This is a genomic window from Dyadobacter sp. CY351, from assembly GCF_021502625.1.
GTDB lineage: Bacteria > Bacteroidota > Bacteroidia > Cytophagales > Spirosomataceae > Dyadobacter > Dyadobacter chenhuakuii.
Map to the genome: position 1 here is coordinate 180,898 of NZ_JAKFFU010000004.1, position 12,183 is coordinate 193,080.

The 12,183-nt window shown below is 46.1% G+C and carries 10 protein-coding genes; 1 reads left to right on the top strand and 9 read right to left on the bottom strand.

Annotated features, from left to right (window positions below; translation table 11 throughout):
* Positions 1–16: 16 nt before the first annotated feature.
* From L0660_RS09975 to L0660_RS09995, 5 genes are all read right to left on the bottom strand, one after another.
* A complete protein-coding gene (locus tag L0660_RS09975) occupies positions 17–670 on the bottom strand; it encodes a hypothetical protein (RefSeq protein WP_235159349.1) in 654 nt (217 codons plus the stop codon).
* A gap of 52 nt (positions 671–722) precedes the next feature.
* On the bottom strand, positions 723–1,247 hold the full coding sequence (locus L0660_RS09980) for an LptE family protein (RefSeq protein ID WP_235159350.1): 525 nt from the start codon (positions 1,245–1,247) through the stop codon (positions 723–725).
* A 19-nt stretch (positions 1,248–1,266) separates the two neighbouring features.
* Positions 1,267–2,571: a sigma-54-dependent Fis family transcriptional regulator gene (locus tag L0660_RS09985; protein WP_235159351.1), complete on the bottom strand. Its 1,305-nt coding sequence runs from the start codon at positions 2,569–2,571 to the stop codon at positions 1,267–1,269.
* Complete coding sequence (gene miaB / locus L0660_RS09990; RefSeq protein ID WP_235159352.1) at positions 2,568–4,052, bottom strand: tRNA (N6-isopentenyl adenosine(37)-C2)-methylthiotransferase MiaB; 1,485 nt, start codon at positions 4,050–4,052, stop codon at positions 2,568–2,570. Before miaB ends, L0660_RS09985 begins: the two co-directional genes overlap by 4 nt.
* 134 nt (positions 4,053–4,186) lie before the next feature.
* Positions 4,187–6,604, bottom strand: coding sequence for a BamA/TamA family outer membrane protein (locus L0660_RS09995; protein WP_235159353.1), 2,418 nt, complete (start codon positions 6,602–6,604; stop codon positions 4,187–4,189).
* Between the two features lie 50 nt (positions 6,605–6,654).
* Here L0660_RS09995 and L0660_RS10000 point away from each other — a divergent pair, with 50 nt between their 5' ends.
* A complete protein-coding gene (locus L0660_RS10000) occupies positions 6,655–7,419 on the top strand; it encodes an RNA methyltransferase (protein WP_235159354.1) in 765 nt (254 codons plus the stop codon).
* Between the two features lie 17 nt (positions 7,420–7,436).
* Here L0660_RS10000 and L0660_RS10005 read toward each other — a convergent pair whose 3' ends face one another.
* The 4 genes from L0660_RS10005 to L0660_RS10020 form a co-directional block, all read right to left on the bottom strand.
* Complete coding sequence (locus tag L0660_RS10005) at positions 7,437–8,225, bottom strand: queuosine precursor transporter (RefSeq protein WP_233797141.1); 789 nt, start codon at positions 8,223–8,225, stop codon at positions 7,437–7,439.
* Between the two features lie 43 nt (positions 8,226–8,268).
* Positions 8,269–9,513, bottom strand: coding sequence for a pyridoxal phosphate-dependent aminotransferase (locus tag L0660_RS10010; protein ID WP_233797140.1), 1,245 nt, complete (start codon positions 9,511–9,513; stop codon positions 8,269–8,271).
* Positions 9,514–9,622: 109 nt separating this feature from the next.
* Positions 9,623–10,597, bottom strand: coding sequence for a DUF1735 domain-containing protein (locus L0660_RS10015; protein WP_235159355.1), 975 nt, complete (start codon positions 10,595–10,597; stop codon positions 9,623–9,625).
* 10 nt (positions 10,598–10,607) lie between these two features.
* Positions 10,608–12,182, bottom strand: coding sequence for a SusD/RagB family nutrient-binding outer membrane lipoprotein (locus L0660_RS10020; protein WP_235159356.1), 1,575 nt, complete (start codon positions 12,180–12,182; stop codon positions 10,608–10,610).
* Position 12,183: the final 1 nt, after the last annotated feature.

A 12,183-nucleotide genomic window follows, 5' to 3' on the forward strand; every position in this document is an offset into this window, starting at 1 on the left:
GTGAATGTGTGATTTTTTACAACCTATACAACTCGCTTAATTTTTTCGCAAAGTAATTCCTTTTTTCTGGTTTTTTCAAGATCAATTTTTGATACAGGTCAATTGCCTTTTCAATCTTGCCTTGTCGTACCAATATTTTTGCAAAAGCTTCGGTTTCAATGCTTCCCGCGCCCGACTCTGCAACGCGCCCGCTGACATCAACAGCAACAGGTTCCAGATTGTTATCCTGACGAATGATACGCGGGTTCTTTTTCATAAAACCCTGGATAATCTGCTGCTGCCTTTTCTGCTCTTCGGAAACAATGTTTTGCAAGCTTACTGCCTCTTGCTCCACCAGGCTGATCAGGACATCTTCACCGTTCTGCGGAACCGATTTTTCCTGTGCCTCGATCACTTCTTCAATGTTGACCGTTGCGTCGTAACGCTCCGTGTCACTTTCTACAAGCTGCTGTAATGCAACCCGGCTCAGTGCGTAAGCCGCCGCCCGCGGACGGGTTTCATCTAATTTCTCTGTTCCTGCAACACTGGATGCCTTCGCCAATAAAGAATAGGAAATCTGGCAATAAGGAAATGTCTTTATCGTCGCTTCGAGCGCTTCGATCACCTCCGTGCCTGCTGCATTAGGATGTTTGACCAGATTGCTGAAAGCTTCCTTTTCAATGATGAACATATGGGCCTTGAAAGTTGAAATAAAAATTGAAGTTAGACAAAACGATAATCTACTACCAGTCTGCGGCGGATTTATTAAAGATCTGCTGCACTAAATTTTCCCGGATAGTAGGCAGAAGCCGTGCTTCATTTTGGTTAAGCGTTTGATCCTGAGGAAAGTCGGCATAGTAAGTGAAAGATTGGTCAAAATTCTTGGTTTCGTCTTTTGCATTGGTGTAACGCACCTGAACAGTGACATTCAAACGGTTCAAGCCGGCCTGGTCATTCGCGGTAGGAGCGGCCGCTAGCACGTCGTAACCTGTAATAGAACCTTCCAGAACCAGGTCGCCACCACCAGGCTGACTGATCAAGCTCGTGTTTCGCTGGAAATATTCTTTCAATTCCTCCGTAAGTCTTTGCGGCAGATCCGACGGTCCACCTGCGGTCCCCATCGTGAAATTAAGCACGCTGAATGTCTTGATATCCGGAGACAAATTGGTCCCGGTGAAAGAATAAACGCCACAGCCCGACATGAAAACGGAGCAATGCAGGACAAAAAAGAGGGTTAGCAACCTTTTGGTGTTCATCGAAACGCGCATTATCCAAATGCTTTTTATTCTATTCTTCAATGTCATACTGCTTAATTTTCCTGTATAACGTCCGTTCCGAGATGCCCAATGCACTTGCAGCGTATTTTCGTTTGTTATTATTCTTCCGTAATGCCTTGATGATCATTTCCTTTTCCTTGTCTTCGAGCGACAAGGATTCTTCCTCAGCCGTGACGTGCATAACGTCTTCAATTTCACTTCTTTCGTCTGAATATCTGTCCAGATCAACCGTCCGCGAAGGCACTGGTGAAAGCAGGCGTGCGGGTTCCAGGCTAGGCGTGTGCGAATGTGTTGCGGGCTCAGCCGTGTTCAATGAGCTGAACAATTCCTGATGGTCTTTCAGGATTTCGCCTCCATACTTTTCGTTTTCCAGAACATTACGGACCAACTTTTTAAGCTCTGTCATGTCCCTGCGCATATCAAAGAGCACCTTATAAAGCAATTCCCTTTCAGAGAACGAGCTGCCTGCCGGATCTTCACCGGAACGTAAGGTAATCAGCGCTTTTCTTCCTGCTGGCTGGACGGGATTCAGGTAATTATTTAATGTTTCGCGGGAAATCGGCAGTTCTTTATCAGTTTCCAGGATCGTGATCTGCTCGGCTATATTTTTGAGCTGGCGAATGTTGCCGGGAAACGCATATTGCATCAGCAAGTCACGTGCTTCTGAATCCAATCGCACGGGTTTTGTCCTGTATCTTTCCGAGAAATCGTTGGTGAACTTCCTGAATAGCAACAATATATCCTCACCACGATCCCGTAAAGGCGGAACGTAAATGGGGACGGTATTTAAGCGATAGTAAAGATCCTCGCGGAATTTTCCATTGTTCACGGCGTCCAGCAGATTCACGTTGGTAGCTGCTACAACACGCACATTGGTTTTCAGAACTTTGGAAGATCCTACCCGGATATATTCTCCGTTTTCCAGGACACGTAAAAGCCTTGCCTGCGTGCCCAGGGGCATTTCTCCAACCTCATCCAGGAAAATGGTCCCTGTATTCGTTGTTTCAAAATATCCTTTTCTGGAATCCAATGCACCCGTAAATGCACCTTTTTCGTGCCCGAAAAGCTCTGAATCAATGGTTCCTTCGGGAATGGCACCGCAGTTGATGGCGATGAAAGGCCCGTGTTTGCGGGAGCTGAGGCTGTGGATAATTTTGGAAAAAGACTCCTTTCCACTGCCGCTTTCGCCGGTGATGAGCACGGTGAGATCTGTGGCAGCAACCTGCACACCAACGTTGATCGCGTGATTCAGTCCCGGGGAAGTTCCTATTATTCCAAAACGGTTCTTTATTGCTTGTATTTCAGCTGGATTCATGAAACGGGTACTTTTTCAACCGCGTAACCGCGAAGCGTCGCAGCGGTCGTGTCTGTAATTAAAACGTCGACATAATCGCCTACCTTAAAATTTTCGCGGGGGAATATGACTCTTTTATTTTGGTCACTGCGTCCTGTAAAGTCATTTACAGACCGCTTGGAAGTGTTTTCAACCAGCACTTTCTGCATGGTGCCGATCAGTTTCTGGTTGCGTTCCAGGGAAATCCTTTGTTGTATATCAATGATTTCCGCAAGTCGCCGCTGCTTAATGTCCGCCGGAATGTCATCCGCGTACTTCTTGGCAGCCAATGTTCCCGGACGTTCGGAATAGGCAAACATATAACCGAAGTCAAACCGCACATATTCCAGCAGCGAAAGTGAATCCTGGTGCTCTTCTTCCGTCTCCGAACAAAAACCGGCGATCATATCATGGGAAATGGCACATTCATCACCCAAAATCCGGCGGATGCTGTCGATTCTTTCGAGATACCATTCGCGGTTGTAAGTCCGGTTCATCATTTCCAGCACGCGGCTGTTGCCATGCTGCGCCGGAAGGTGAATGTATTTGCAAATGTTGTCGTACTTTTTAATGGTATGAAGCACTTCATCCGTAATGTCTTTCGGGTGCGAAGTGCTGAACCTGACCCGCAATTCCGGGCTGATCTGCGCCACCATTTCCAGCAATTGTGCGAAGTTCACCTGGGTTTCCAATGTGCCATTATCAACATTGGTGGAGATGGCGGTGACGCTGTTTGGCGCCTGCCATTTATAGCTGTCCACATTCTGGCCCAGCAACGTAACTTCCTTATAACCATCATCAAAAAGATCCTGCGCCTCTTTTACAATCGAGAAAGGATCACGGCTACGCTCCCGGCCACGCGTCATAGGCACTACGCAAAAACTGCACATATTGTCACAGCCGCGCATAATGGAGACCAATGCAGTTACGCCATTAGAATTCAGCCGGATAGGGGAAATGTCGGCGTAGGTTTCTTCTCTTGACAAAAATACGTTCACACCTTTCTGGCCCGTCTCCGCTTCTTCCACTAATCTGGGCAGATCGCGGTATGCGTCGGGTCCGGTGACAATGTCAACCATCTTTTCCTCTTCCAGCAATTTCGCTTTGAGGCGTTCTGCCATACATCCCAGCACACCGATTAATGTGCCTGGCCTTTTCTTTTTTATAACATTAAGCTGCCTTAATCTCGTCCTGACGCGCTGCTCGGCATTGTCACGGATGGCGCAGGTGTTTAAAAATATCAGATCTGCATTATCAACGTCGGAAGTGGTTGCAAAACCCGCCTCACGCATGACGGAAGCCACAATCTCGCTGTCTGCGAAATTCATCTGGCAGCCGTAACTTTCAATGAAAAGTAATTTTTTGTTAAAAGCCGGCTCATTTTCGGAAATACGGACTGTCTCACAGGCAACTTTGTCCTCCTCAGTCAATATTTTCAAAGTCTCTGCAATTCTATTTTCCATGGAAGGGATTTAACAAATTTTCAAAAGAAACTCACGGCATAGGACTGCCGATTTAAAGTTTCGGGATTACAAATATAGAAAGAATCTGGTAAAAACTGACAAACTGTCATACTAAGCAGCAGTCATAAAAAACCTTAAAAAGGATATCCGACGCCGAGGTTAATGTTCAGGAAATTGGATTGCGTACGTTTAAAAAGCTTGTTGAATTGTAGTTCATCCAACACAAACCGCTGCAATGCAGGGTCATAGACCTTGATCCCGAAATCGAAGCGAAGGATAAAAAAGGAGAGGTCATAACGGATCCCGAAGCCGGTTCCGATGGCAATGTCTTTTAAAAATTTATCCGCTTCCAGTTTCTGTAACTCGGTTGCGTCGCCTCCCAGGTTCCAGACATTTCCCGCATCCAAAAACACCGCATAATTGAGATCACCGAAGAACTTGGCCAGATAACCCCTCCATTCCAGATTGGCTTCCAACAAAAATTCACCCGGCGATTCAATGGTCAGGCCGGTTGGTGTTTTCTTGGGAACTGAACGGCCCGGTCCTAAGCGGCGGGGAAGCCATGCGCGAAGACTGTTGGAGCCGCCGGCAAAGAAATATTTTTCATAAGGCGGGACTTTGTTGTCGCCATAACTGTAAATGCCGCCCGCATTAACCCTTGCCACAAAGGCTGAACGTCTGCCGGTTGCCCAATAACGGCGATAATCCGCATTCCAACGCAGATATTTATAAAATTGTAGGCTATCGCCAAACACGGTTTTGATCAGATTTTCCTGTTTGGGAAGAATATTCAGCGACGTTCCGCCCGATTCCACCGCCACGCGGAAGTAATGTGCATCTTTCTGAGGTCCTATCAGCGCATTGGTGTTGTAAGTGAAATTGAAATTAATATCAGATACAAACGACCTTCTGAAACTGGTATAAAGGTTGTTTCCCTGGTTTTGCAGGTCTTTGAGCAACGCCTGGAAATCTGCACGTGTGTTTTGAGTGTTGAGAATGTTGAGGTCAACGAGCGATAGGTTGAACAATGTTTTGCTCGTTGGCTGCCAGGAATAGGTCATTGCCACTTTCACATTCGTCCGTGTGTATTCCGGGCGGTTGATGTAATTGTAGCCAAATCCAACCTGAGTTCTCGGGTTGTAGCCTGCGGTTTGTTTTTGCAGCAAACTCCCGGGCGTAAGCAGTCTTGGAAAGGTTAAGGAGGTGTTTAATCCAATTTCCTCGCTTCGATAAATTGAGCTGTTGCCCAAAAATCCGGGAACAAGCTCGATCCCGCCGCGGAGGTTGGCTTCGAAGTTTTCGAGTCCGTTGAAAACATTGCGGATCTTATAGGATAGGTTGGCAAACGGCCCCGGTGCCCCTTGCAGCTGGATCACATTCAAACCAATGTCAGTGGAAATCTGATATTTTTCGAGCGGAATTACTTTAAAGTAACTGTTAACGCCAGTTCCGGTAGAATCTAGCGTGTAGGTGTAATTCACAAAGCGGAACTGGTCTGTCAGGGAGAGTTGCTGCTGCGTATCGCGTTCTTTTTGCTGGCTGTAAATAGCACCCGGCCTGACCTGGATTTTGCTGTCTAAAATCCGGGTTGCAAACCTTTTATCAGAAAAAGTATAATTGATCCCCCGAAAATTGACGGTGTCTTTTCGTGCATAAGCAGAATCCGCGGAGCCAGAAGGCGGCAACACTTCAAAATGCACGGAATTGATCTTGTAACGTTCCCCGTTCTTGATCGTACCCGGCATATCCACCTTTACTTTCACATCCACCGACTTGAAAAAAGTGTCCGTGGCGGCATTCGTGATTGTGTCGTTGATCAGATAAGAAACATTCTGGCGTGAAAAACCGAGGTAACCCTGGTTCCGTAGCAACGTCTCAATTCTGATCCGCTCCTCTTCAAACGCATCGCCGTCGTAACGTTTTTTGGATTGCAGCGCCGGGTTTTTATTGCTGGCGCTGATAATGCTGTCGGCCATGTTGTTGCGGACCTGATATTCAATGTCCCGAATCATCGTCGGCCGTTTTTCCGTTACAAAATAGTTGACCCTGACCCGGTTAATGATTGTATCCGGTTTCGCGGTAACTGATGCCTCGAAAAAGCCGTTGTTATAAAGATATCGCTGCATTTTCTCAGCATTCTGAGTGATCTCGGCTGCATTGAAATACACGGGCGCTTCACCCAGCACGCGCATCCAGAAATTTCCTTCGTCCACACGTGCCTGTGCTTTTTCGAGTTTCTTTGCGTAGCGCCGCTGAATCTTTTCGAGCTTCCGTGGAGAATTTTCGTTTAAGCGGGATTCATTTTGATATTTTTGTGTGATTTCAATTACTTTCCGCTGTTTTTCTTCCCGGTTGTAAAAGAGCTCACCAAAGCGATAAAGGCCAACATAAGGAAAGAAAGGCAGGCCCAGGAGGCGTCTGTTCGGTTTTTGAGGGATGAGCGCATCCAGTTCGGAATCATTAATGACCTCATTGCCTTTAATGGAAGAATTGCCAAGATAATAGCTCTTGGATTGGGAGGCGGGCTTGGGCGCACAAGACGACAATCCCACAAAAATCAGGAAAAAATACCAGCTATATGTAATCTTACAATTAATATTCAATGCTGTCAAAAAATCGTATAAAGTATATTAACTCGCTTAAAATCAAGAAGTACAGGCAGCTTCACCAATCATTTATTGTGGAAGGTGCCAAGAGTGTGCTGGAATTGCTGGATTCCGATTTTAACATTGAATTTGTGTTAATAACGCAGGAATTTCAGCAAAAATACGCAAGTATTTTAAGCGGGCATCAAACTATCACAGAAACGGTAACGATGCAGGAACTGGAAGGTCTTGGATCTTTTCAAACCAACGATTCCTGCCTGGCTGTTGCTAAAACGAAGCAAAATGAATTTTTGTCTCCCGCGAATTCAGAATATGTGCTCGTTTTGGACGATGTCCGCGATCCTGGAAATCTCGGTTCTATCATCAGAATCGCGGATTGGTATGGGATCAAAAAAATCATTTGTTCTAATGACTCAACGGACGTTTATAACCCCAAAGTGATTGCTGCCAGCAAAGGCTCATTTACGCGGATTAATCTGTTTTACACAGACCTGACTTCCTACCTGGCCGAAAATGCTGCTGGAAAACCGGTAATAGGTGCTTTTCTGGGTGGCGAATCGCTTTACGATTTTAATTTTGCCCAATCCGGAGGTTACATTGTCATGGGTAACGAGTCGAATGGAATTGGCAATGCGATTGAAAAATTTGTAACCAATAAAATTACAATTCCGCGCGTAGGAGAGGCAGAATCATTGAATGTAGGCATTGCGACGGCCGTCATGCTGGATAATCTCAGGCGGCAGATTAATGTTCCGGCTTAGTATCGGCGTTCCGCCATTTATTCATGAGCAGCTTTATGCGAAAGCTCTTCCGCATATTCTTTGCCAAGATAGCCATCGATAAAATAATGGGCAACGTAGAGCAGCGGCGTCAGCAGGATCGCGACAACGCCTTTGTATAAATAATTAATGGTGCCGACCGCAAATATCTGGTTCAGGTCCCAGTTTCCAAATACGTAAAAGGCAATGGTGATCACCACGAAGCTGTCCACCAGCTGTGAAAACATGGTAGAACCCGTTGCCCTGAGCCAGATGTATTTGCTGCCCGTTTTTCTGCGCAGCCAGGAAAAAACCGAAACGTCCAGCAACTGTCCCAGCAAAAACGCAACGATCGAGCCGATCATTATGCCGAGTCCCTGGTTAAAGATCTTGGAAAATGCATCATTGATATTGAAAACATTGCCCGCTTTGTCTGTGTTGTTAATGTCCAGCCAGAATTGCGCCGGGGGCAAATTTGTCGCCGCGAGCACCGTAATGAATGTGTAGGCAATGAAGCAGGCGGTCAGAAATGAGATGCGTTTCACCCCTTTTCTGCCGAAATATTCATTGATAATGTCCGAAGTAATAAAAACGACGGGCCAGTTGATCACACCGGCCGTCATGTTGAAATCAAGCTTTTGTCCTCCGATCGGCAGCTGCGCCGGCGCAATGCCGAGCAGCGTTTCTACCGAAAATATCTTTCCCCCTATAATCTCAGCGATCAGCGCATTTGTCAAAAAAATTCCGCAGAGCAATAAAAACAGCCGCTGCCGCTTGGCTTCCTGGTTGGAAATATTTTCTAGGGACATTTAATGTGACAAAAACTGCTGTTAGTAAAGGTTAATGCGGTAATCAGGCAATGACGTCTTCTACGGTTTTGGATGACAGAATGCGGTGATTTTCAAGGAAGAATTCGATCTTGTCCATTGCCTGGTTCAGTTCATCAACTGTTGGCAGAAAAACGATCCTGAAATGATCATCGGAAATGTAGTTAAAGCCTGTTCCGGCCACTACAAGCACTTTTTGATCGCTCAGCAAGTCATAAACAAACTGCTCGTCTGTTTTCAAGCCAAACTTTTTCAGATCGATTTTTGGAAAAACATATAGCGAACCCTTCGGTTTTACGCAGGTTATGCCGGGAATGGAAGTCAGCCGGTCGTAAACAAGGTTCATCTGCTTGTGCAGCCTGCCGGTAGGGGCAACCAGCTCTTTAATGCTCTGATAACCGCCCAATGCAGTCTGAATGGCATATTGCGTGGGCACATTGGCACAAAGCCGCATGCTCGCCAGCAGCAGAATTCCTTCAAGATAGGACTTGGCTTTTTGCTTGGCACCGCTTAAAATCATCCAGCCGCCACGGAAACCGGCAGAACGGTAATTCTTGGAAAGGCCACCGTAGGAAACGCAAAGGGTTTCGGTTACCAGCGTGCCCATCGGATAATGTACGGCTCCATCGTAAAGGATTTTGTCATAAATCTCATCCGAAAAAATGATCAGGCCGTGTTCTTCTGCAATTCTGGCAATGCGTATCAGCACATCCTTTTCGTAAACAGCGCCTGTCGGGTTATTCGGGTTAATTAGGACAATCCCTTTGGTTTTTGAAGTGATCTTCTTTTCCAAATCGTCCAGATCCGGATTCCAGTCCGACTCTTCATCACATACGTAATGTACGGGCGTGCCTCCGCTCAATGCAATGGCCGCAGTCCAGAGCGGATAATCCGGTGAAGGCACCAGGATCTCGTCGCCAGGGTTCAGCAATGCCTGCATGGAAAGCAGGATCAGCTCGCTTACACCGTTGCCTATAAAAATATCATTGATTTCAACATCTTGTATACCAATTGTTTGCGTGTAATGCATAACTGCCTTTCTGGCCGCAAACAATCCTCTGGAATCTGAATAGCCCTGCGCATTGCGGAGATTCATGATGATATCGTGAACAATTTCGTCCGGAGAATCAAATCCGAACGGGGCCGGGTTGCCGATATTCAGGTTATGGATTTTATAACCAAGGCTTTCCAGCTCCAATGCTTTTTGATACGTAGCGCCGCGAATCTCATATTTGAGGTTGTTCAGGCGCTGGCTTTTTAGAAATTCCATTGTTTTGAGATAGGATAACTTCCAAAGTTAAAAAATTCAATCATAAAAAAAATTAGCTGGCCCGAGACAGACCAGCTAATTTCAAACTATTACGTAATAAGGAAGTGTATTATCTTGGCGCGCGGAATGTCCATTTTTCACTGAAGAATGTTCTGTCAGTTGGACCTGCTTGCTGCATTACATATTTTACTTCCAGTGTTTTGCTGCCGTCAGCGTTCACTGTAAATTTATTTACACCTGTCGGATCAAGTCTGGCAGACCGCCCGTTACCGGCTGGCTGTCCGTAGAAGTTAGTTACGCTGATCACTTTGCCGGTTGCATCCATTGTAAATACAGGAGCAAAGCTTCCGTAGTAAGAATCTGTAATAGCGCCGGTTTCAGCATTCTTGCTCTTGATCGGGTGCCCTTCGAGTCCGTCCAGATAAGTGATGCAGTACATTACAACTGAATTTGCACCGGTTGTATGCAGGTCGGAATTCAGTGGGTAATAACCTGACAGCAATTCGTTTGCTTTATCAACCATAGGAGCTGTTGCAGTGACAGTGTAATTACCATCATACTTGTTTTTTGCATTCAGACTCAAAAGGATAGTTCCAAAGTTACCGCTAACAGTGCCTGTCGAAACTGATCTGATAGAAATGGGCAGGACATAAGCTTTGCTGAAATCAAATTTGGAGCTTTTAACCTTGATCGGAACGACTGCAGTGCGCTGTCCCTTAGGAATAACCACTTCCGATGGGATTGTATACAAATCCGGAGTGATCAAATCAAAGTGCTCTTCTTGCTCCGTGTTATACTGCGTAATGGCAGCAGTATCCAGGCCGATGGTCACTCTGATATCCTCAGGTGCAACGTGTGCGCCGGAATAGCTTACGGTAACCGAATATTCATTTTCGTCTGCAAGATCAAAAGCCTGGGTATACAACGAATACGTGCTTCCGCTTGGCGATATAAAGCTGGACGGGTTTTTAAACTCGACCACATTCGTCGATGTGTCCGGATCCAGGCTAATTTCGTCTTTGAGGCAGGATGTTACGGCCATCCCAAACAGGAAAAGGCCAGCTATTTTTATTGAATAGTTCATATCAAATTTTTCAGTTAGGATCCCAGAAGATCAAATCAGTAAATGGGTTAATCACTCTGTAATTTCCAGCATTGTAGGATTGCTCGGAAGTTGGGTAAAGAATTCTGGAAGGAAGCTTGTCAGGACGCGTAGAGGTCGACAGCAAAGACGCGATGTTTTGATAACCATCCCCGGTTGGCTGGGTAACCGGATAGCCCGTTCTTCTGAACTCATTATAACCTTCTTCTGAGTTGATCATATTCACCGCAATCCATTTTTGGGTAATAATGGCTTGCAGACGTTGTGCGGGTGTTGTAGCTAGTTTGATGTTAACCAAATAGCTTTCTGCGTTAGCAACTTTATAACCAGCTACGTCCGTAGCTACGTTCTTGCCGGCTGCAACTACATTGGTTACGTCTTTGTACAGATAAGTGTAAGATGCGGTGATACCAGCATCAAAACTTGCCACGTAGTCACCGGTAATAAAGCCTTTCAGCCTTGCTTCTGCCTGCAAAAATTGCGCTTCTGCCAGCAGCATCACCACTTGTCCCTGGCTTGGTCCCTTCAGTACACCTAGTGCATTGCTAATGCTGGATGCACTGCTGAAAGTTCCGGTATACCAGGTAGAATAGTTGGTTACAATCGTCGGCGCATCCACTTCGTTTCCAAGCTGGTTAACCGGCGTATTCGTAGCAAAGTTTTTGTAAATAACGGAACCCCTGCCTTCGTCTGTCAGCTTTTGGCCCTTGTAAAATCCAAAAGCAAATTTTGTTGGAATGCGGGAAGAGTTGGCAAGCGTACCCGTTGTCTGATATCCCCAGGAATTCCAGAGTGGGTTTGGCTTGTCTTTCACATATCCCGGATTAATAATCGCATCGTCGGTGATAAATCCGATTGTTTTATCCAGTGCAGCAAATTTCGTAGTTACAAAGGAAGAAAGTGCAGGCACGCCCGAAACGCGGATCAGAATACGAAGCTTGATCGTGTTGGCAAACTTCTTCCACTTCTCCATATCTCCGCCAAACATTGGATCGGAAGAGGAATTGAGTGCGGTTGGGAATTCTGCGCCGTCAATCTTTGCAATCGATTCGTCAAGCTTCGTTACAAGATCCTGATAAATCGTCGCTGCGTCGTCATACTTAGGGGTCAGGTTTGCATTGTTTTGCAAGGCCTCCGTATAAGGAACGTCACCGAAGGCGTCCACCAATTTCTGGAAGTTGTAAGCGACCATGATCTGTGCTGCTGCGCTGGCATAAGCCTGCGTATCATCGCCTTCCGTCTTATCGATCACATATTTGTAATCGTTCAGGTTGTCATAAGCATTCACCCACAGTGCATTGTAGTCGGCCGGGATGATCTGATAGTTGAATAAATTACCAAAACCCGAGAAACCACCTGCATTGGCCATATAGCCGCCGAAATGCAAGCCATAACTGTTAAACTGGTTTGATACCGAAGCCGTCCCGGTGATAGCAGCAGGCAGAACGAGCAAGGGTTGCACGCTTGTAGCCTGGTTCGGGTTGGTATTGATATCGAGATAATCACTACAAGATGACAGGACCGTGACAAGCACTGCCAGCATCCAACTGATGTTATATCTTTTCATT

Excerpts from the sequence above, each read along its gene's own strand:
- L0660_RS10015 (WP_235159355.1), bottom strand. The coding sequence starts at position 10,597 with ATGAACTATTCAATAAAAATAGCTGGCCTTTTCCTGTTTGGGATGGCC.
- L0660_RS09980 (WP_235159350.1), bottom strand. The coding sequence starts at position 1,247 with ATGCGCGTTTCGATGAACACCAAAAGGTTGCTAACCCTCTTTTTTGTC.
- L0660_RS10020 (WP_235159356.1), bottom strand. The coding sequence starts at position 12,182 with ATGAAAAGATATAACATCAGTTGGATGCTGGCAGTGCTTGTCACGGTC.
- miaB (WP_235159352.1), bottom strand. The coding sequence starts at position 4,052 with ATGGAAAATAGAATTGCAGAGACTTTGAAAATATTGACTGAGGAGGAC.
- L0660_RS10010 (WP_233797140.1), bottom strand. The coding sequence starts at position 9,513 with ATGGAATTTCTAAAAAGCCAGCGCCTGAACAACCTCAAATATGAGATT.
- L0660_RS09985 (WP_235159351.1), bottom strand. The coding sequence starts at position 2,571 with ATGAATCCAGCTGAAATACAAGCAATAAAGAACCGTTTTGGAATAATA.
- L0660_RS10005 (WP_233797141.1), bottom strand. The coding sequence starts at position 8,225 with ATGTCCCTAGAAAATATTTCCAACCAGGAAGCCAAGCGGCAGCGGCTG.
- L0660_RS10000 (WP_235159354.1), top strand. The coding sequence starts at position 6,655 with ATGCTGTCAAAAAATCGTATAAAGTATATTAACTCGCTTAAAATCAAG.
- L0660_RS09975 (WP_235159349.1), bottom strand. The coding sequence starts at position 670 with ATGTTCATCATTGAAAAGGAAGCTTTCAGCAATCTGGTCAAACATCCT.